The organism is Streptomyces panaciradicis, from assembly GCF_023516615.1.
Classification (GTDB): domain Bacteria; phylum Actinomycetota; class Actinomycetes; order Streptomycetales; family Streptomycetaceae; genus Streptomyces; species Streptomyces panaciradicis.
Map to the genome: position 1 here is coordinate 32,862 of NZ_JAMGBF010000107.1, position 19,293 is coordinate 52,154.

Annotated in this window: 21 protein-coding genes; 12 read left to right on the forward strand and 9 right to left on the reverse strand. The window is 67.4% G+C overall.

Annotated features, from left to right (window positions below; all coding sequences use genetic code 11):
• Positions 1-120: 120 nt before the first annotated feature.
• From M8J74_RS30395 to M8J74_RS30415, 6 genes are all read left to right on the forward strand, one after another.
• Positions 121-2,364, forward strand: a complete 2,244-nt coding sequence (locus M8J74_RS30395; RefSeq protein ID WP_249839513.1) for an SUKH-4 family immunity protein — start codon at positions 121-123, stop codon at positions 2,362-2,364.
• Between the two features lie 61 nt (positions 2,365-2,425).
• Positions 2,426-2,899 (forward strand): hypothetical protein, encoded by a 474-nt coding sequence (locus tag M8J74_RS30400; RefSeq protein ID WP_249839514.1) that lies wholly within the window; start codon positions 2,426-2,428, stop codon positions 2,897-2,899.
• On the forward strand, positions 2,847-3,275 hold the full coding sequence (locus tag M8J74_RS45065) for an SUKH-4 family immunity protein (RefSeq protein ID WP_372500319.1): 429 nt from the start codon (positions 2,847-2,849) through the stop codon (positions 3,273-3,275). Before M8J74_RS30400 ends, M8J74_RS45065 begins: the two co-directional genes overlap by 53 nt.
• Positions 3,276-3,370: 95 nt before the next feature.
• Positions 3,371-4,378 carry a hypothetical protein gene (locus tag M8J74_RS30405; protein WP_249839515.1) on the forward strand — a complete coding sequence of 336 codons (1,008 nt, stop codon included), beginning with the start codon at positions 3,371-3,373 and terminating at the stop codon, positions 4,376-4,378.
• Between the two features lie 28 nt (positions 4,379-4,406).
• Positions 4,407-6,617: an SUKH-4 family immunity protein gene (locus tag M8J74_RS30410; protein WP_249839516.1), complete on the forward strand. Its 2,211-nt coding sequence runs from the start codon at positions 4,407-4,409 to the stop codon at positions 6,615-6,617.
• Positions 6,618-7,123: 506 nt separating this feature from the next.
• Complete coding sequence (locus M8J74_RS30415; protein ID WP_249839517.1) at positions 7,124-7,879, forward strand: hypothetical protein; 756 nt, start codon at positions 7,124-7,126, stop codon at positions 7,877-7,879.
• 313 nt (positions 7,880-8,192) lie between these two features.
• Here the strand turns inward: M8J74_RS30415 and M8J74_RS30420 are convergent, their stop codons facing one another.
• The 3 genes from M8J74_RS30420 to M8J74_RS30430 form a co-directional block, all read right to left on the reverse strand.
• Complete coding sequence (locus M8J74_RS30420) at positions 8,193-8,594, reverse strand: hypothetical protein (protein WP_249839518.1); 402 nt, start codon at positions 8,592-8,594, stop codon at positions 8,193-8,195.
• Positions 8,595-8,661: 67 nt separating this feature from the next.
• Positions 8,662-9,789 (reverse strand): WXG100-like domain-containing protein, encoded by a 1,128-nt coding sequence (locus M8J74_RS30425; protein WP_249839519.1) that lies wholly within the window; start codon positions 9,787-9,789, stop codon positions 8,662-8,664.
• A gap of 29 nt (positions 9,790-9,818) precedes the next feature.
• Positions 9,819-10,154 (reverse strand): hypothetical protein, encoded by a 336-nt coding sequence (locus M8J74_RS30430; protein ID WP_249839520.1) that lies wholly within the window; start codon positions 10,152-10,154, stop codon positions 9,819-9,821.
• A 226-nt stretch (positions 10,155-10,380) separates the two neighbouring features.
• On the opposite strand from M8J74_RS30430, the gene M8J74_RS30435 reads away from it, so the two are divergent.
• Entirely contained in the window at positions 10,381-10,863 is a 483-nt protein-coding gene (locus M8J74_RS30435) for a hypothetical protein (protein ID WP_249839521.1), read from the forward strand.
• Positions 10,864-10,968: 105 nt separating this feature from the next.
• Positions 10,969-11,550, forward strand: coding sequence for a hypothetical protein (locus tag M8J74_RS30440; RefSeq protein WP_249839522.1), 582 nt, complete (start codon positions 10,969-10,971; stop codon positions 11,548-11,550).
• 18 nt (positions 11,551-11,568) lie between these two features.
• Here M8J74_RS30440 and M8J74_RS30445 read toward each other — a convergent pair whose 3' ends face one another.
• From M8J74_RS30445 to M8J74_RS30460, 4 genes are all read right to left on the reverse strand, one after another.
• Positions 11,569-11,826 carry a hypothetical protein gene (locus tag M8J74_RS30445; RefSeq protein ID WP_249839523.1) on the reverse strand — a complete coding sequence of 86 codons (258 nt, stop codon included), beginning with the start codon at positions 11,824-11,826 and terminating at the stop codon, positions 11,569-11,571.
• Positions 11,827-11,828: 2 nt separating this feature from the next.
• Positions 11,829-12,965: a WXG100-like domain-containing protein gene (locus M8J74_RS30450; protein ID WP_249839524.1), complete on the reverse strand. Its 1,137-nt coding sequence runs from the start codon at positions 12,963-12,965 to the stop codon at positions 11,829-11,831.
• A complete protein-coding gene (locus M8J74_RS30455; protein ID WP_249839525.1) occupies positions 12,962-13,297 on the reverse strand; it encodes a WXG100 family type VII secretion target in 336 nt (111 codons plus the stop codon). Before M8J74_RS30455 ends, M8J74_RS30450 begins: the two co-directional genes overlap by 4 nt.
• A 190-nt stretch (positions 13,298-13,487) precedes the next feature.
• On the reverse strand, positions 13,488-13,880 hold the full coding sequence (locus tag M8J74_RS30460; RefSeq protein WP_249839526.1) for a hypothetical protein: 393 nt from the start codon (positions 13,878-13,880) through the stop codon (positions 13,488-13,490).
• Positions 13,881-13,964: 84 nt separating this feature from the next.
• Here M8J74_RS30460 and M8J74_RS30465 point away from each other — a divergent pair, with 84 nt between their 5' ends.
• Positions 13,965-14,282, forward strand: a complete 318-nt coding sequence (locus M8J74_RS30465) for a hypothetical protein (protein ID WP_249839527.1) — start codon at positions 13,965-13,967, stop codon at positions 14,280-14,282.
• 23 nt (positions 14,283-14,305) lie between these two features.
• Positions 14,306-15,046, forward strand: coding sequence for a hypothetical protein (locus M8J74_RS30470; protein ID WP_249839528.1), 741 nt, complete (start codon positions 14,306-14,308; stop codon positions 15,044-15,046).
• Between the two features lie 63 nt (positions 15,047-15,109).
• Here M8J74_RS30470 and M8J74_RS30475 read toward each other — a convergent pair whose 3' ends face one another.
• Both M8J74_RS30475 and M8J74_RS30480 read right to left on the reverse strand, forming a co-directional pair.
• On the reverse strand, positions 15,110-16,261 hold the full coding sequence (locus tag M8J74_RS30475) for a S8 family peptidase (protein ID WP_249839529.1): 1,152 nt from the start codon (positions 16,259-16,261) through the stop codon (positions 15,110-15,112).
• A gap of 38 nt (positions 16,262-16,299) precedes the next feature.
• Positions 16,300-17,022 carry a hypothetical protein gene (locus M8J74_RS30480; protein WP_249839530.1) on the reverse strand — a complete coding sequence of 241 codons (723 nt, stop codon included), beginning with the start codon at positions 17,020-17,022 and terminating at the stop codon, positions 16,300-16,302.
• 525 nt (positions 17,023-17,547) lie between these two features.
• On the opposite strand from M8J74_RS30480, the gene M8J74_RS30485 reads away from it, so the two are divergent.
• Positions 17,548-17,850 carry a WXG100 family type VII secretion target gene (locus tag M8J74_RS30485; RefSeq protein WP_249839531.1) on the forward strand — a complete coding sequence of 101 codons (303 nt, stop codon included), beginning with the start codon at positions 17,548-17,550 and terminating at the stop codon, positions 17,848-17,850.
• A gap of 56 nt (positions 17,851-17,906) precedes the next feature.
• The gene (locus M8J74_RS30490) at positions 17,907-19,262 is read left to right on the forward strand and encodes a WXG100 family type VII secretion target (RefSeq protein WP_249839532.1); all 1,356 of its coding nucleotides are present in this window, start codon (positions 17,907-17,909) and stop codon (positions 19,260-19,262) included.
• The last annotated feature ends 31 nt before the right edge of the window (positions 19,263-19,293 follow it).

Genomic DNA, 19,293 nt, shown 5'->3' on the forward strand with positions numbered 1-19,293 from the left:
AGCCGATCCGCTCGCGCCCCCTACCGACGACCCCCCATGAAGGGGCCACGTCCTGGATGCCGACAGCTACGGTTACCGTGAGGCTGCCCAGGTCAGACCCGTGCAGCAAAGGACCCTCTCTTGCCTGAGACTCTCGACCAGAATTGGGAGCGCATCGAGGCGTGGCGAACTCTTCCTGCTCGCACACGGCCGGTCTTCTCCGTCACCGGTCCTTCGGCGGCCGGCAAGACGGACTTCCTGGACCAGGTACGACAGCGGATCCCCGAATCCATCTGGATCGACTGTCGGGGAATGACGGCGGACGCCGTCGCATTGCGTATGCGTGAGGCGTGCGGGACCCGCCCCACGCCTGGCGAGGTAGTGATCCTCCTCGCCAACGTGCAGTACGCCGGGGAACTGTTGACCTCCGCCCAACCGGCACGCATCGCCGGAGTGCTCGCTGCAGGCTTCAGACGGTTCGGCGGCCGAGACGTGTGGGTGATGGCCGAGCGGGACCCGGAGCTCATTCCGGTGCCTGTGAATCACGAGTACGCCATCGCGCTGTCCGACCGGTCGCCGATCCGTCCAAACGGTGACCGGTCTCAGGTCGACGCCCGGATAAAAGCTCTTGCGGCCACGGAACTTCGCAGAACCCCGCTTGCCGTATGGCAGTTGCTCTGCGCTTCCGCCGGCGCACCGGCCGACGCCGGGGAATTGCTCGCCCTTGCTCGCCGCACGCCGGACGTTCTCTCGGTGACCGAAGACGATTCCGGCGCCAAAGAGGTGGAGTTCGTTTCAGACGCACTCGCGCATGCCTGGCGTCGGGCGTGGCCCAGCACGGCAGCTACTCAGGCAAGAGTGGTCGAGGCCTTGTCCGCCGCCGTCAGCGCCTCACACCGGAACAGGCCGGCGTCCCCAGACCCGGCGGCTCGGTACGCCAGCCGTGCGTTGCCCATGCATGCCGCTCTGGCAGGCTCCTTGCCCGATCTGCTGGACGACGGGCGTCTACTCGCTCACTTGCTGCCGACAGGCGTGTATGAGGCGCTCACCGTCGCCTATCCGGATGGTGTTCCGTACGCGAGCACCGCCGCGCTCCTGCACTACATGGAAGCCCAGGGCATCGTCCCCTCGGGACAGGGCGAATGGGTCGCCTGGCTGCATCATGCGGCTCTGTGTGCCGGACGTACGGAGTTGGCCGATCAGCTCGTGAGCGCGGCGGCGGAACTCCCCTGGCGAACAGTCTGGACCCGGTGGCGGCCTCCGGGCCTCTTCGGACTGCGTCCACAGGACGCGGGAAGGGTCGACGAGTTCGGGATCACGAGTCTCGAACCCGATGCACTGCTGGTCACCGCGCGAGACACAACGACGGGCAAGAACGCGTCTCCCCGCTATGCCTATGTGCGGCAGGAGTGGGACCCCGCGACCGGGGACCGTGCCTCTGCGCCAGTCACGGTGCGCGGTGCTCTCGTCGAAGGTGACTGGGATTGGGTCGATGCCCGCAGTCGCGCGGAAGATTCCCCCATCGTCTTCGCACGTCACGGCGAACGCGGTTGGGAGCACAACCCACCAGCGGGTTCCCCTGTGCCGCCTCGGTGTCCGGCGTCCGTCACCCAGGCCGTCCGTATGGCCGACACCTGGTGCGTGGCGGGTACGGAGGGACTCTTCGCCGTGACTACGTCGGCGGTGGACGATCACGTACAACCGCCCTATCCGGGCAAGCCTCTGGTCGCGACTCACTGCCAACCCTCCCCCTGGCCTCTGCCCGGCCGTGCGGCAGCCGCCCTACGCGGCGACGCATTGCGGGAATGGCTGGAAGAGACGTTCGGTGCCTCTGCCTGCCACCAGCTCGGCCCTGACCAGGTGCCCGCAGGCATCGACGACGCGGCCCGCCGTTTCCTTACCGACATCGGCCTGCCCGAGATCCGAGACTTCCTGCACCTTGCCATCACTCCACGGGGCGACCGTCCCCTGCACGAAGTTGCATGGCCCGGCCGCGGAAGGAACGTCCCTCGTCATCTCCGGGCCCGGAGCGAGCCGCCCAGCAACGGCCCTTTCTACGAGCTCGGTTCATGGATGTACTCGAAGCTCCTGCTGGACGGCACGACCGGACGAGTACTCCGTGACACGACCGGCGGCCTGCCGGAACCGCTGGCCGGCAGCAGCCTCGTTCAGTTCTTCGCCATGGTCAGGCTCTTCGACGAGTTCCGCAGGGCCCACCGTCCAGGTGCTCCCGACCACAAGGATGCGCGGAACGGTCTTGCCACATGGTGTCGGCACATCGATCCCGAGGCGGCCCAGGGCGAGGTCTGGACGCACATTCTTGAGGGCTACGACTTCGAGGACAGCACATGGGACCTTGCGACATATGGTGACGACTACGTCTGAGGCATGAACCGATCGCCCCAGCCCCTCCCGGTGGTGCGGTCGGACACGGAGTGGGAGCCCTGTGGAACTGGCGGCTGAGCAGGCTGCGGAGCAGATCGAAACCTGGCTGGCCGCACCGGGCGGCCCGTACGAGACGCTGGCGATACGGGGATTGCCCGGGAGCGGTAAGGCAGAGCTCCTGCGTGTGCTGGCGGCTCGGAACCCCCGGGCCGTCTTCGTGGACTGCCAAGGCATGACCGCGGAGGAAATCGCACACCGGCTGCTGGCGGCGTGGGGTGTCACCGAAAGCTCCGGCTCGCTCGTCTCGGATGCCTTTCGCGTCGGACAGAACGGGATCGCATTCCTCGGAAACGTCCAATGGGCGGACAGGTTCGTCACATCGGACGAAGCGAACGAGATCACCCACCACGTGCTCCGCACCCTCAGGCGCTGCGCGCCCCACTCTCAAATGTGTTGTCGAACGATCGGCAGACAGACCGTGGGTGCCGGCTCCGGCAAGAAACGATCTGTTGCTCACCTCCGCACCCGGGGGTGAAGACAGGGACGACGGTCGAGTTCCGGAACTGGCGGGACTGGTCGAACAAGATCCAGCTCTGGGCGCGTCGGCACGGACCGCACCAGCTCGTTCCTGGCTCGACGCCTCATTCGGTCAGGGTACGTGCCGACGACTGCCGGAAAGCGCCCTGCCGATCGATCTGGTTCATGAGGGAAGCCGTCACTTCCTGACCACGGTCGGCCTCCCTGAACTGACAGATCACCTTCCCTTCGTCCGTACGATCGGTGTCGACAGAACAGGCCAACGCGCGCCGCAGCCTCCGCGAGTGGGCGGCCCGGATCAATCCGGTGACCGAAGACGCCGATCACCGGGAGCACGTTTCGACGGGGACTTGGACGCGTGGGACACCGAGTAGCCGTCTCCGCTTGGCTGTACAAACAATCCGCGGCGGAACACCACGCCTTGTCCCGGCATGCCGGCGGACTACACACAGAATGAGGATTACGCCCCGTGCAGAGCACCGTTGAAGCGCTCGTCGGAGACCTCTCGTCCCGGGATCACGTGGTTCGCGATGCCGCATTGGACGGGCTGGTCGCGCTCGGACCCACCGCCGTGCACCATCTCCTGCCGTACACCAGGGACCGGGGGTCGACAATTCCGAACTCCAGTGTCCGCTATGTCATCAAGCTTCTGGGTGACGAAGGGCTCCTGCGTCTCCGCGAGATCCGCCGTGAAGGGCCCGGTCGGCTGCGCAGCAGCGCGCTTGAGCTTTTGGTCGAACTGGGTGGCGCGGACGCCCTCGACGAGAGCGACCGGCGTGCCGTGGATCGACTCGTGCGGATCAAGATCCTCGACGAACGCCCCGTAGAGACCCCCTCGGAAGGGGGCCGTTGGCTGGCCTTCCCGGCCGACCGGCTCGACGACGCCGTAGCCGCGCTCGGCCTGCACGACGTCCGGCCCGCCACCAGCGTCATGGGAGTGGCCGCCGCCACTCAGGCCGCCGACTCGCTGGAGTTCCGGCACGCCGACGGCGAGAAGCACCGGGCCTACCGCGTCTTCATCACCCCGGAATTCGAGAACTGGCGCGCAGAAGGGCCGATCAAGAACTGGCGCATGCTGTGGGGCAATTCGTTCCTCGACGAACTCGACGGCTTCCTGCTGGCCAGGAAACTCAGCGAACGGTGCGGTGAAGCGCACTTCTACGTCCTCGACCCGTACAACTCCTCCGAGAACTGGTACGTGGCCCGCGACGGTCACATGGTGCGTAGCTACGGCACGTACACGGAACCTCAGTTCGAAGGGGAGCCCCTGCCCTTCGAGGCCGTTCAGAGGGAGATCGCCGACGAAGACGAGGCCGAGGCGTATGCCGAAGGGGTTCCCGACGCGTTCACGGCAGCCGACAACCTCTCTGTACATCCCGGCCCCCACCTGGCGGAAGACACCCACGGCCACGGCTGGCTCGCCACCACCCACCCCGACGTACCCAACACCCGTTTCAAAGGCGCCCTGCCCTTGTGAAGCCCACACCAGCGGACAGAGGAGTTCCATGCCCAAGTCGGCCCCTTCCCTCGAGTCTCTTTCCGCGACGCAACTGCCGACGCACCTGGTGAACTGGTTCCGTGCGGGGCGCCCCGGCGGGTCCAGGCTCCACGTGGTCAGCCGGGCCGGCAGTCACGTCGCGCTCCAGCAGGTGCACGCTCAGATCGACGAGAGTATTCATCTGGACGCGGCCGGCGCGGACGCGGAAGAGGTGTTCCGCCGGCTGCTCGCCCTCACGGGAGTTGCGGAGGCCGATCTGACACCGCACAGCTGCCGTCGTGCGGCCAAGCGGCTGGCCAAGGGCAAGCTCATCCTGATCTCCAATGCCTGGCGGGCAGGGGGAACCAGGCGGTCTTCGCAGTCCTCCCTCGTACGGGGATATGTAGCCGAGCGATTCGCCCTGTGGGGCGCCGCCGTGGTCGTCGACGCAGGACCGCACGATCCGCAGGGTGAAAGGCCTGCGCGGGGGGTGGTCACGCTGACGCTGGACGAGTCGCCGCCCAGCGAGGGACACGGACGCGTGGACCAGTTGATCAGCACGGCGATGAATTCACCCGCGCTCCGGGCGCTCGCACTCTCCGAGCCCAGGCAGGTGCCCGTTCCCGTATGGAGCCGGCTTGCCGAGGCCCTCGGTGTGCCCCATTTCGATACGCAATCCCTCCTGGGCCTTGTGGAAGAACTTCCGGATCTGCTCACCCTCACGGACGACCGTGTGTCTTTCGTGGATGAAAGCATTCCTGAAGAAGTGCGACGCGGTACGCCGGAGGAGGAGCGTATTAGCGTCAACCGGCACATCACCCGTTGGCTGCGGGAGATCGCTCCGCAACTACGGCATCCAGAAGGCTGGGAACGGTTTGGCCCGGTCGGCCGGTACGCGGCTCACGGGTTGGCCATGCACGCGATGCAGGCAAACGAATTCGACGCGCTCCTGAGCGAGGGTGAGGCAGTGGCCGCTCTGCCGCAGAGCGCGCTGATCGATGCCGCGCACTGCGCCTACGACGGGTCGCTGTTCGGCTCGAACCCTGCCGCGGACGCCGTTTTCCTCACGATGAACGGCGTCATGCCATCCTCCCAGGCGGAATGGGCAAGTTGGCTGCACCTGATGGCCACAGCCAGAGGTGATGCCGAACTGTGCCGGGGCATCGAGGACTCCGGCCTGCGGATGCCCTGGAAAGCCTTGTGGACGCGTTGGTGCCCGCCCGGCGGATACCACCCCCGCTACCTTCACCCCGGCCCCGTCTACGAACTGTTCGCCGTCCGCTGGAACGGGCGGCCCGTGGTAGCGAGCACGGACGTGGACGACGCCGTCCGTGTCTGGGACCTCGCAACCTCGGAGCCTCTGGCGGGCCCATGGCCCGACGAGGACTTTCCCCTTGCGCAACGGGCGCCTTTGACCTGGGACCCCGAGTATGCGGAGGGTCAGCCTTCGTCCCCGGACGCCGGTCCGACCAACCTGGAGGAGTTGCGTACGCAGGACCGATCTGTCCCAGGTCCGGGTGAGGACTACGAGTTCCTCCCCGTTGCCCTGGAACTCGGCACCGTCACCGTGGTCGGCGGTGTCGGCGGCCTCTTTGCGGTGCGGAGCACGGATCCTGAGTCCCCGGCACAGATGGCGACGTTGGCAGGCGGGCCGCTGCTCGGCAACCGCACCGCTGCCGGACCCGCCAGGCCGAAGCACGCTCCGCAGACCACCGCGTCCGATCTCGCCGCGCTGTTCCCGGACGCCCCTTCCGTGCGCATCCCCGTGGACCGCATCCCCCTCGGCCTGACCGACGCAACTGCACGCCGTGTCCTCACGGACGTCGGTCTGCCGGCGGCCGACGGTTCGGGAATCGCCTTCCGACCGAGCGAAGCGGATTTCCTGGAAGAGCTGGCATGGCCTGCCGGAGTGGAGCAGGCCGAGGAGGCCGGTCCGTTCTTTCGTCTCGGTGACTGGACGGGCGGCACGATCGTCGTGGACGGCGGATCCGGCCACGTACTCCGTATGCCCCGTGATCCTGACGAGGACGGCCTCGAAGGCGTCCTTCTCGCCCAGAACCTCGAGCGGTGTCTGACGATGCTGACGCACTGGGTCACCGGGCTCCGTATCCTCGAACGCCTTGAGAACAGCGACGAGAAGCACCTGCTGCGACAGCACATCGACGACGCCGTCTGGGAAATCGATCACGAGGGAGCTCAGGCCGGAGCCTGGACCTACCCGCTGCACAACGAATCGTGAACCACGTGGATCTCTGCCGCTCTGTGAGGTGCTCACGCCGGTAGCGGTGAGGCCACGGCGGCCCAGGGCGTCACTGATGCCCGAAGGCAGTGCCCAGGCGCCGCTGTCGCGTTGCCCTACGGGCCCGTATCAGTGCCAAGGACCAAGTACCCCATGTCTCGGGACGATCCGCAGCCCGTCCACATCCACCTCCTGCAGACCGGCGGCATCAAGGCCACTTACGTCTGAGGCGTGAACCGGCCGACCGGCCCAGCGAGCACGCCGAAGCCGGAGAACGGCGAGGAGGACGAGGCCGACCGAGATGTACGCCGAGGGTGTTCGCAATGCCGAGACGGCCACCGCCAGCCTTTCGGTGGCCCCGGGGCCTGCAAAGGCGCCCTCTCCCTCTGAAGGCCACGCGTCCTTCACCCTTCACGCACCCCGCTCCGTCCCCGACGGCCCCCTCCCGATCTCGCTGGTAATTTGCTGAAGTCAACAGCCGACTCGATCTGACGTCACGGGGAATCATGAGCCAGCCGCCGTTCCAGCCGCCGCAACAACCCCCGCAGCCGCCGCAGGCTCCGCAGTACCCCGCGAACCCGTACGCCCAGCCATCCCCGCCGCCCGCCCAGCAGCAGTCCCCGGGGTTCGGGCCGCCGGCCGCCCCGCAGCAACCGCCGATGCAGGCCGCGCCCCCGCCCGTACCCGGCCAGCCCGCGATGTACGGCGGACAGCAGGCCTTCCCCGGTCAGCCGGCCTACCCGATGCAGCCCCCGCCGCCGTACCAGCCGGCGCCCTTCGCGCAGCAACCGCATGCCGGTGGCGGCAATCCGGTCGGTGCGGTCCTGCTCGGGTTCCTGGTGTCCTTCGTCGTGGCACTGCTGTACACCGGCCTCATCGTGGCCACGTACAGGGACCAGTCGACGACCACGGCCAACGTCCTGTACTTCGCGCACGCGCTCCTCAACGGAGCGGTCGTCGGCGCCTTGGTCGGCAAGATGGCGCACCGCAGCAACGGTGCCCGCGTCGGCGGAGCGATCGTGGCCGCGCTCGGCACCTTCTTCGGCTACGCCGACGCGCTCCCGGTCATCGTCCTCAAGGAACAGTCGTTCATGGCGCTGAAGAGCCTGCTGGAGGCCCAGCCCTTCTTCCCGGCCAAGGCATGGTGGAACGACGAGGCGCACGGTGGCGTCGACTGGCTCATGGTCCTTGGACTCGTGGTCGCCGCGGTCGCCGTCTGGGGCGTGGCCCACCTCGTCGCGAGCAGGCGCCGGCCCGCGTGACGAACAACGACACCTACGCGCGCTCGCTGGGCTTCCGGGCACACCCCAGGACCTTTGCCGTGTCCGCCGCGCTCGTCTGGGCGTCGCTCACAGCCTTCTGCTGAAGGCCGTTCACCTTCGGCAGACCGCCCTGCCTCCGCTCAAGGCGACGCGCCACCTCCGCAAGCCACTCATGCGAGTCCGACGCGGGAATGTCGGCGGCGATGCCGTCGTAACGGCCGAGCCCCGCGGCGCACGCACGCGCCGGCTCGGTGCAGACGGGACCGGTGACCCCTGAGCCGGCACCTCGATGTAGAGGGAGTGCAGTGCCCGTTCAGGGAAAGTGCCGAGTCGGCCGTCCACCGCGGCCACCGCCCGAGCCGTGCACGGGCGCGTCCCGCTCAGCGCGCTCGCGGTCCAGTTCGGCCTGCTGCCGCGCGTCCCACGCCCCGAACTGCGCCTTGGACTGCTGCTGTTCGGCGTACGTCTGGTTCTCGGCCGCGCGACGCATCTCGTGCAGGCGCTGGTAGACGGCCTCGGTGTAACGCGGGTCCTGGAAGGCGTCCTTGACGTCGACGTTCCCGCTCAGCGCCGACTGCGCCATGTCGCGCAGCGCCGGGTCGAGCGTGGTCGCGCCGGCGATGGTGCGCAGGGACCGGCGCAGCCGCAGGGCCTGTTCGGGGTCCTGGGCGACCCCCCTCAGTTCCTCGTCCTGGATCTCCTGGTCCGCGGTCATGAGCGGGCCACGTCCTCTCTGCTGCGTGTTGTTGATGACGATCGGGGGCGGCGCTCGGCGCGGGAGGTCATCCGAACTCGTTGCGGGCCCAGTCCTGGGCGCCGCCACTGTGCGAGGAGGCGGAGGACGCCGCGGCCACCGGCCGTTCGGTGTCGGACGGCTGCCTGTCCGCGGTGCCGGCGGAAGAGGCGGCCGACTCGGCCCCGTCGGACGTCTCCGCGCCCTGGCCGCCGTGCCCGCTCAGCGCGTCGACGCCGTGCTGCACCCGGTTGCCGACCGCACCGGTGACCTTCTCGGTGGCGGCGTCGACGGCCCCGTCCACATGGCCCTTTACGTCCGTGTAGCCGGCGAGGGTCGAGCCCTCACCGCCCCTGACCTCGTTCTTGAGGCCGTCGACGTACTCACCGGCGGCGTCCTTGGCGACGCCCGCCGTCTCACCGAAGTCAACGCCGGAACGCTCGTCGAAGTAGGTCTCGATGCTCTGCTGGCCGATGTTCTGCGCCATGCCGATGGCGGCGTCCTTGGCCTTCTCCTTGGCGGCGTCGACGACCTTCTCCTGGACGAACTTCTTGGCCTCTTCCTTGATCTTGTCCTTGGCGAACTGCTTGACCTTCTCCTTGGTGACCTTCTCCAGCTGCTCCTTGGCGATCTTCTTCAGGGCGTCCATGGTGGCGTGTTCCATGGCCTTCGTGATCGCCTGCATGACCTCCTGTTTGAGCTTGTTCAGCAGCTCGCGGACGATCACGCGGGTGGCCTGGGTGGCGCCGAGCGCGCCGACCTCGGAGAGACCGAAGGTGAAGGGGGCGGACGCCTGCGCAGCGATGATCTCCACGGCCAGGGCGATGAGTTGGGCGATCACGGCGAGTTTCGCGGTGAGTACCGCGATCGCCGCCGCGTCGAAGGCGAGGGCGATCACTTCGCACGCGAGCTGCGCGTCGGGGAGGTATCTGTCGTCGCCGCCGGATCCGGTGTAGGCGCCCCAGGCCTTGCTGAAGCCGTCGACGGCCGTTCCGGAGTTGCCGGCGACGACGGTACGGGCGTACCCCTCGCCGGCCGCCTGGATCTCCTCGAGTGTCTTGCCGAAATCCCGCCAGGTCTCGGCGACCTGGTGCAGTGCGTCTTCGTCGGCCTCGGGCCATGAGTAGCCGAGGAGGTCGAGCACCCAGACGAGCTCGCTGGGGAGTGTGAGCGCCATACGAAAGCCCCGTTATTTACTTGGAATTCTTAAAGATTGCCGACTTCGCCGATGATCCCGTTCAGATGGCCACTGTTCGACGCGTCCGAGGCGTCGTAATTGACGGCCATGTCTTCCAGGTTGTGGCCGATCTGTGCGAGCCGCTTCGCGAGGGAGTTCATGGACGTGAAGAGTCCGTCGCGGATCGGTGTGTAGACCTGGCCGAAGAGCTCTCCGAAGTCGGCGTCGTCCCACGGCTCACCCAGGCCGTCGAGATCGTCCTGAAGCTTCTTGGAAGCCTTGGAGAAATCACTCCCGAGCTCTGCGAAATTGTGCCCTTGTTTCTTGAGCACCGTCGTGTCGACGTCAAAGGTGTCGAATCCCACGCTCTCCCCTGGACTCCCTTTGCTGCAGTTCATATTGGACGACAGACCGATACCTTAGACTCCTCGCGCACGACCCAGCGAGCCCGCCGGTCAAGAGATCGTCAAGTTTCCCAGGGGGACGTCAACAGTGGTGACCACACAGCAGAGTTACGGCAGTACAGGCGCCCTGTGGGTGGGAAGACTCCTCGGCCTGGGGCTGATCCTGCTGGCCGCGGTCATCGCGGCGGTGACCGTTCCGGAACTGCGCGGCGAACTCGCCGGTGAGGGCACGGACGGAACCCTCACCGTTTCTTCATGCGAAGTGCACACGAAACCCCACTACGGTACGCGTCGACGGACGACGGAACTCAAGTTCGGTTGCACGGGGACCTGGAAGGCCAACAGCGGTGGCGCCGCGTACGAAGACGTGACGGTGGAGACTTCGTCCCGCCTGGAAAGCGGCGCGAAAATCGACGTCGTACAGGCGGACGACACGTTCGAACTTCCCGAGGACCGGGCCCCCGGCAAGGACATCGCGATTCTCGCGTTCTGCCTCTCCTTGCTGACGTTCGGCGCCTTCTGCCTCCTCACCGGATTCGGCACCCGCAACGGCCCCGGCCTGGCGGCGTCCTGGCAGCGACTCCCGGGCGGCAATGCGACGGGCTACGCACTGGGTGGCGCCTTCGCCGTCGGCGCAGTGACGGCACTCGCGTGCGCGTTGACAGTCTGACGCTTCTCATTCCTGAAAAGAACCCAATTACTGAGTTCTGATTTCTCAGTCCTGTTCTCCAAATCCTTTTCTGAGCCCTGTTTTCTGAGTCCTGAGGACCTCTCGATGACCCAAGTACAAGGGAACACCGCGCCGGACACCGCTGCCCGGGGAGACCGAACCGGCCTCGCCCGCCTTATCGGCGCGGGCCTGATCCTCGTGGGCGTCGTCCTCCTGGGCCTGGGCGCCTACCTCGGCCCTGTCCGCTACGCGACGTCCACGCCGGGCAAGCTCACGGTCGAGACGTGCACGGTGGACTACAAGTACCGCAGCGCATCGAGCAGTTCACGGAAGAAGACGAAGACCAGGTGGTGCTACGGCACCTTCACGGCCGACGACGGCTCGACGAGGGACCTCAACGCCGAGCTGAAGAGCGACGCGCTCTACCAGAAGGGCCACGTCCTCGACGCCCGCCGCAGCAGCGACACCGCCTACCAGTTGGACCGCGGCTGGGTCTACGCCATTGCACTGGGATGCGCATGGGGCTTCGGCGCCCTGATCGCCCTCGCGACCGGCGTCTTCGTCGCTGTCACGGGCTTCCCCTACGGGGAGGGCGAGAGCCAGCGGCTGTTCCGGGCCTGCATGGTGCTGATCGGCGTGGGCGTGTTCGGACTTGCCGTCAGCCTGCTGGTGACGTTCTTCGCGTAACTGCGGGTCCGCGGAGGCCTAGAACAGCCACACCCCAAAGGCCACCAAGGCCGCACCGACGGCGACGAAGGCACCGGCCGTCACGGCGAGCGCTCGCAACTGCCTGCGCCGGCCCGCCGGATCGAGACCCCGCCAGGTGCTGCGTACCGCGTACACCCCGACGACCGCCATCACACAGCCGACCACCACGGCCAGCAGCCCGAAGAGCTTGGCCCAGGTGTACGGCTGGTCGGGGTTCGGCGTCCACACGGCGGCGAGGTCGACGACACTCGGCACTCTCACTCGTCCTTCTCATCATTCATCAGGTCCTGGAGATCGGCCTCGATACCGGAACCGGCCGCGTAGACACCCGTGTTCAGGGCGGTGCCCACGGTGTTCTTGAAGGCACCGTCCGCAAGTTTCCCGCGGTTGCTCAGGTTCTCTCCACCCAGGCTGCCGTGCTGCTCCAGGGCGTGGTTGACGCCGTGGTTCTGTGCGTTGCCGACGGCCCCCGTGGCCGCGTTGGTGAGCGCGTCCTCGCCGATCGTCGCCGAGTCCTGTCCTGCGATGACGTCGGCGCTGAGACCGCCCGCCACATTGCCGGCGGCGCCGTTGACCGTCGTACCGAGGAGGCCGTCGCCCCGCAGGATGTCACCGGCCGTGCCGGTCAGGCGCGCCCCGGCGGTTCCCGCGACCGCGGTGAACGCCGCCGTGCCGGCCGCGGCGCGGCTGCCGGCGGTGAGGTCGTCGCCGACGGTCACCGGCTGGCCGTGGGCGGCCTGGTTCAGCATGAGGCTGCCGGAATCTGCCGCGAAGTTGGTGGCGAAGCTTTCCAGACCCGTCTTGGTGAAGTCCGCGGTGATCCGGGCGACGGTCGTGAGGACCCGTTCCAGAGTGGCGACGGTCTCCGCGCTCAGGCCGGTGAACCGTTCCAGCAGGGCGGCGACCTTCTCCGCAGCCGAGGTGAACACTTTGACCAGGTCCACGATCTTCGCCACCCGTTCGGCCACGGCGGTGTTGGCGACCAGGTCGGAGAGGAAGCCGGTGAAGAAAGACAGTGCGGCGCCGGCGATCTCCATCTCGGCGATCTCGACGCAGATGTCAATGATCTCCTCGTTGATGCCGTCGATCTCCGTGGCGTACGCCCGCAGCCCGTCGGCCACGTGATGGAAGTCGTCCGCGGTCCGCAGAATGATCCGCCGCTGCTCCTGCCAGTGTTTCTCGAAGGCGTCGCGTGCCTCGCCGTGCCAACCCTGCCTGTCGACACCGGCGATCGCCGCGTCGACGGCCCGTACGAGATCGCTCAGCTCGGTGCCCATGGTGTCCCACTGGTGGGCGATGGAGCGCAGAGTGGGGCCGTCGCCGCCCGGCAGTTCCACACCGAACGCCTCCAGGATCTCCAGGACCTTGCCGTCGATCCAGCTGTTGACGCTCACGCCGGGCCCCCGGGGCGTCGCACGGCGGCGTTGAGATAGCCGACCGCGGTCTGGTCGGAGTCGGCGTAGTTGCCCGCGTTGAGCCTGAGCCGGTCTCCGTCGCTGTTGAGTACGTGGGGCAGGCAGCCCAGTGCCTTGACCGTGTGACTCAGCAGCTGTCCGTACTTCTCCGCGGCGCCGTCGCAGACACCGAGCAGGCCGAATGCCTCACCGATCTCGGCCGCGCTCGCCGCGAACCCCTCGATCGGCTCGGCGAGTCCCGTCGCCTCCCGGTCGAACTTGCCCGCCAGCTCCCTCAGTGTGGCGGGGTCGACCCCGAACTGCCCGCTCATCCCGCTCCTCGATCGATCGTCCGAACGGCGCCAGCATGTCCGGGGGGCATTTCGAAGGAGCGGGTCTTTGATCACTCGGAGTCAGGCGATGACTCACAATTTGCGGGTCTCTGGCCAAAACGATGCCATGGGCTCATCACCAGGGGCCCACAGGGCCTCACTCATATGGGCGACGTCCTTGCGCCTGCGGTCACCGGCCTCGCGACCGGTCGGGTGACGTCCGGCCCCTACGGCCTGTAGCCCGCTCGCCCTGCCGCTCGGCCCGCTCTCGGTCGATCTCCGCTTGATACCCGTTCAGTTGGCGCCGCCCCTCGGCTTCGGCGGCCTTCCGTTCCGCGGCGCTCATCTGCTCGTACCCGCGCATGCCCGCCCTGGCTCCTTCGCTCAGGGCTTCCCGGTACGCGCCGTTCTGCGCCGCCTGGCGCAGCCCGATCCGCCCGGCGAGCACTTCACGGGCCATTTCCCGAAGAGTTTCGTCCCGGCTCTCGGCGAGCCGCTGCATCGTCTTGCGCAACGCCCTTGCCCGGGCGGGGTCCTTGGCGATGTCGAGGAAGTCCTCGTCTCCGACCTCGGGCCGTTCCATGCGTATCGCTCCTCGTCGCGGGGTTTCGGGGCGCGCTACAGTAGCCGACCGATTACGGACCGTAGACATGACGTGGGGTGGGACATGGCGTTCCAGGTCAGGCCCGACGACCTCGACGGGTACAGCCGCCAGGTGGGCCGCGCAGCCGACGATGCGCATCAAGCGCAGGAGTACCTCAAGAGACACGGCGGCATGGGTGCCCTCGATGGGCAGGGGTTGTTCCTGTACGCCATCGGATTGCACGCTCAGGCGATGGAGGGGGCCAAGGAGGTCCTCACCCGCCTGCACACGCTTCTGTCGGCCAGTGCGGAGGAGTTGGCGAAGTCCGCGGCGTACTACCGGACGACCGACCGGGCCCAGGCGTCCGGGCTGGACGCCACCTACCCGCCGAGCAAGCGCTAGCCCGCACGGAGAAACAGACCCCCATGAGTTTCACGGACCCCGTCGAACCCGTCGGTCATCTCAAAGCACCCAGCAGTCCCGAGGAGTTCTCCCAGGGGGTCATCGGTGACAGCGTCGAAACGGTGAGCGACTTCCTCAGTCCCAGTGAATGGGTGCTGGGCGTCATCGAGTTCGCCCTGGGGGTGAACCCCTTGGAGCAGGCGATCTCCTGGTTCACCGGTGAGTGGGAGTCGTACGTGAGATGCGCCGAGATGTGGCGCAACACGGGCCGCTTCACCCAGGATCTGGCGACGAACGTGCGGTCCGGCAACAGAGAGCTGGACGCCGGCTGGAACGGCAACGCGGCGGACTCCGCCTACGTGTACTTCGACGAGTTGGCGAAGAAGATCGACTCCTTGAATGGGCACTTTCAGGATCTTCAAGCCTCGTACATGGATATCGGCCGTGCGATCGCCAGAGGTGCGGAACTGATCAAGGGCGTACTGGAGCAACTGGCGGATCAGGCGCTCATCCTGGAGATCGAGCTGACGGCCGGCACAGCGCTGGCGGAGACGGGCGTGGGGCTCGTCGCCGGCTATGGTGCCGCGGTTCTCGAGATCGCCGAGATGGTGAGGACGTGGGGGCGCGCGACCGAGGCGTACAGCGCCGTACAGGATGCGATCGACGAGGCGACTGTCGCCGGCGGTCTGGCGGTCGGTGGGCTCGGCGTCGTGCTGAAGGACTTTCCAGAACCGGGAAGGAGCTACGACAACCCTGCCGTGTAGCGGTCGTCAGCTCATGAGCCCTGAGCGGTGTACTGCCCATCGGTGGGCAGCACACCGCCTCCGTCAGGCTCCGAAGGGCCCTGATGGTGGCGCCATGGCCGCCATGCCGCTATTGCCCTTGCGACGGCCGCCGAGTACCAGCAGCAGCCCGCCGACCGCCAGCAGGAGCCCCACGCCCGCCGCTCCCAGACCAGTGAGCCACAGACTCTGCTCCATATCGGGATGGGTCGTCTTCGAGGTACCCACAGGAGTCGCGAAATGCTCCTTGCCCTGGTACTTCACAGGCGCGGTCTTGTCGGCGGGCGGCGAGGCGGCATCCTTCACCGCGGCGGTCGCATTGATCTGCCCGTACCCGACGAGAGCGTTCCACCCTCCCTGCGGATGGTCGGCCGTTCCGGTGAGGATCGCGCGTGTCTGGGCGGGTGTGAGGTTGGGATTGCGGGAGAGCATCAACGCCACCACACCCGACGCGAGGGCCGCCGCCGGAGACGTACCGTCGACCTTTTTGTAGCCACCCGTGTTCTTCGCGCTGAGGATGTCCACGCCCGGAGCGGCCACCTCGTTGTAGGTGTGCACGGTGGAGAATGCAGCGCGCGCCCCGCTCCGATCCGTCGCGGCTACCGCGATGACGCCGGCGTAACCGGACGGGAACGAGGTCTCGTTCAGCTTGTCGCCGCTGTTGCCTGCACTCGCGAGCACCGGCACCCCGTGGCTCAGCGCATAACCGACGGCCGCCAGGTCGTCCTCGTTGGCGTAGTTCCCGACCGCACCGGAGCCGAGAGACATCGAGATCACATCGGCGCCGTGGTCCACGGCGTAGTAGATGCCGTTGGCGATCGCACCGGCCCCGCCCTGGACGAGGTGTCCTTCGTTGATCTTCTCCTTGTCCTGGTCGTTGAGCACCCGCACGGAGAGGATCTTGGCCTTGGGCGCGACCTTGAGAACGTCGGACGCCATCGCGGTGCCGTGGACGCCCCACTTGGGGCTCTGCGGGTCGAGACCGTCCTTGCGGTAGTCGGGGCCCGTGGTCACTCTTCCCCTGAGTGCGGGGTGGTCAGCCACGGCTCCGGTGTCCAGGACGGCCACGGTGACACCTTCGCCCTGGCTGAGGCGTTGCGCCGACGAGAGACCGAGAGCGCCGGCCTCCCATCCCGCGGGCGTGGTGGCAGCGTACGCGGGAGTCACCGGCAGCGTGCAGACCAGGCCGGTCAGCACGGCGCCGACGATGGACGTGCTCGTGCGTCGACGGGTCATCACTTCGCACCCCCGAGCTGAAGGTCCTCGATGTGCAGCTCAAGCATCCTGGCGAGGATCTTGGCTTCCGCGTACCAGGACTCCTTGTCGGCCATCATGTCGCTGTAGTCCTTCCCCCAGTCGCCCGGCAGAGGACCCGCAAGCCGCCCGTCGACGGCGCCCACGGTGGCAGCCACGGCGTACGGGAGGTGTTCGTCGTATGCCGCTGTCAGCGCCGACCCGCAGCGACCGATCTTCTTCCACCCTGAAGCCGGGGTGCCCGGCACGGACAAGGGGGCAACGGCCCCCTCGTTCTCCATGGCCTCGAAGGCATCGGCCAGTTCCTGCTTGTTCGGTGTGTCGCCGGGCAGCACGATGAGGGCGACCGTTCCGACCATGTCCCCGGTGGGATCGACGTACGTTGCACGCAGCACGGCTTTGCAGCCCAGTTCCTTCGCCTTCGCGAGCGTCCTCGCCGTCAGTCCCTCGCTGCAGGAGGTCTCCGGGGAGATGCCGAGTCGGTGCCAGTACGAGAACTTGGGGTTGGTGAGACCTCCCAGACGGCCGTCACGCCCACCGAGGGTGTCGGGAAAGATGCTGTCGACCTGCTCGTCGCTCCAAACGGCCTCGCCGTACTCGGGATTGGCGATGGTCTGCCGACTGTTGCTGTAGGCCTGCGCAGCGAGGGCTCCCCCTCCGACGAGGACGAGTACACCGAAGAGGCCGAGAAGGGAACCGATCACGGTACGAGCGGTGCGCCCTCCGCCGCCTGGAGTTCCGGTAGGTGCAGGTGGCGCGACTGTCGGCATCGCCTGAGGTGGGGGCGGCTCCTGGAACGTTCCCTGCCACTGCGGTTGCTGCCAGTCGCCCTGCCGGGGCGGCTGCCCGTACGGGTTGGCGCTGCCCGGGCCACCAGGCGGCGTCGGATAAGACATCGGTTTCCTCACATACGTTTCCTGCAAGTGAGGGGCATGATGTGCCGTTCGGAGCCGTGCGTCGAAGACTCGGCAGCGGCATCACGTGACATCGTCCCCCGTCAGTAACGGATCACCTTACGAGGTTCACCGACGCGGCCTCGCACACTCCTTGTGGGGCTTCGGTGCACACTTCGTGTCCGCTGCCAGGCAGAAACCCCGGAGGACTTTTGCACAAGGGAAGCCCCCTGACCGATCGCAGTTCACCCATGCGTATAACGTGTGGCAAGCAGTGTTGACTGTAGCTTGACCGAACATTGACTGCCGCTTGCACGACAGGGGGACACCGGCACCATGGGAGCGGGCTTCAAGGTCGAGATATCGGAGCTCGACGGCCTCGTCAGGGAGCTGCACCGCAGTCAGGAGGAGATGCGCTCGGCACTGAGCGCCCTGCGCGACACGGGGCCGAAGACGACGGGCAGCAAGGAACTCGACAACGCCTGCGACGAGTTCCACGACAGCTGGGACGACGCGATCACGAAGATCGCCGAGGGCACACAGTCCATCGAGGACGGGCTGAAGAAGACCCGCGACACCTACCGGGACGTCGAGTCGGCCCTGCGCGACGGCTTCGCCGGGAAGGGCGGCGCGCAGTGAGCACCGACTCCTACCCCGCACTCGGTTTCGACCCGGCGCCGGGCGACCCCGGCAACGTGGACTCCCTCGCCGCTCGGACCAAGAAGGCGGCAGACGCGCTGGAGCACGCGCACAACAGCATCGAGCGCCTTACAGGGAACGTCACGTGGGCCGGCGACGCCGCCTCCGCGTTCTCGAAGAAGGTCGAGGAACTCCCCCGCTATCTCAGGGACAGCCAGGAAGCGATGCGCACGGCGTCGTCGGAACTGTCGAAGTGGCGCGCCGCGCTGAGCGACTACCAGCACACGGCCCGTACGTTCGAGGTGGAGGCGAAACAGGCCAAGGGCCAGGTCGGTTCCGCGGAGAAGGCCAAGGACACCGCAACGGACCGCTACAACCAAGCCGCGTCCGACCCTGCGTTCCGCCTCAGCGGCCAGTACTTCACCGGACCGGCGCTACAGGACGCGCAGGCCAGGATCGACGCTGCCGACGCTCGACTCAAAGTGGCCGACGGCGAGTTGTCCGCTGCCGCTGCCCGACTCGACCGGGCCGAGCGCGAACTCGACGAGATCATCAAGCGCGCCGAGAGGCTGTACGAGAACCATCAGACAGAGGCGCGCGAGGTCGCTCGTCACCTGCGCAGGGCGACCGAGAGCGCGCCCGACCCCGGCTTCTGGGAAAGTTTGGGCGACCAGTTCCAGAAGCTCGGGCACGCCGTCCAGGAATGGTGTGCCCGGCACAAGGACCTGCTGAAGACGATCGGCGACTGGCTGAGCAACATCTCCGCCGTCCTCGGGATTCTGGCGCTGCTGACCCTGTGGTGCCCGCCGCTGTCAGGCGCACTCGCCCTGGCGAGCGCCGGATTCTCGGCAGGGGCCCTCCTCGCGCACGGCGCGGCCAAGATCGGCGGGGCCGACGTAGGCCTGATGGACCTTGCCGGAGACGCGATCGGCATCATTCCTGGGGCCGGATTCGCGAAGACGGCCGTCACGGGGTCCGTGAAAGTCGCCGTGCGTACGGCGAAGGTCGGGGAGTCCGTCGTCGCGAACGTGGACGACGTACAGCGCGTGTTGCGGCTGAACCGCCTCGTCGGGGAGGGAGCCGCGGAAGTCGGCAACTTCGCACGGGAAGGCGGCCGCATCCTCGGCGCAGCCGAAGGCCGAGTCTTCGAGGCCACGGGAGGCGTCGGAAACCGACTGCAACTGGCCTGGGAGAACTCGGTCGCCAAGAATCTGGGTTCCTCGGTCAGCGAAACCGGCCTCAGCAAGATCATCTCCAACACTCCGGTACTCAGGGACATCGACTCCCTCAAAGCCGCCATCCGTGTCGACGGCAGCCTCGACCCCACGTCCTGGTGGTCGAAGGGTCCTTTGCTGGCCCAGTCCGTTCCGGGCGCGGTGACCGGGATCTACGACACCATCAGGGGGGAGTAGGCATGGCTGTCGCACCGCACACCGGGCCTTC

Bases quoted from the DNA above. Each gene is read 5' to 3' on its own strand.
- M8J74_RS30410 (WP_249839516.1), top strand. From the start codon at position 4,407: ATGCCCAAGTCGGCCCCTTCCCTCGAGTCTCTTTCCGCGACGCAACTG.
- M8J74_RS30415 (WP_249839517.1), top strand. From the start codon at position 7,124: ATGAGCCAGCCGCCGTTCCAGCCGCCGCAACAACCCCCGCAGCCGCCG.
- M8J74_RS30420 (WP_249839518.1), bottom strand. From the start codon at position 8,594: ATGACCGCGGACCAGGAGATCCAGGACGAGGAACTGAGGGGGGTCGCC.
- M8J74_RS30425 (WP_249839519.1), bottom strand. From the start codon at position 9,789: ATGGCGCTCACACTCCCCAGCGAGCTCGTCTGGGTGCTCGACCTCCTC.
- M8J74_RS30440 (WP_249839522.1), top strand. From the start codon at position 10,969: ATGACCCAAGTACAAGGGAACACCGCGCCGGACACCGCTGCCCGGGGA.
- M8J74_RS30455 (WP_249839525.1), bottom strand. From the start codon at position 13,297: ATGAGCGGGCAGTTCGGGGTCGACCCCGCCACACTGAGGGAGCTGGCG.
- M8J74_RS30460 (WP_249839526.1), bottom strand. From the start codon at position 13,880: ATGGAACGGCCCGAGGTCGGAGACGAGGACTTCCTCGACATCGCCAAG.
- M8J74_RS30465 (WP_249839527.1), top strand. From the start codon at position 13,965: ATGGCGTTCCAGGTCAGGCCCGACGACCTCGACGGGTACAGCCGCCAG.
- M8J74_RS30470 (WP_249839528.1), top strand. From the start codon at position 14,306: ATGAGTTTCACGGACCCCGTCGAACCCGTCGGTCATCTCAAAGCACCC.
- M8J74_RS30485 (WP_249839531.1), top strand. From the start codon at position 17,548: ATGGGAGCGGGCTTCAAGGTCGAGATATCGGAGCTCGACGGCCTCGTC.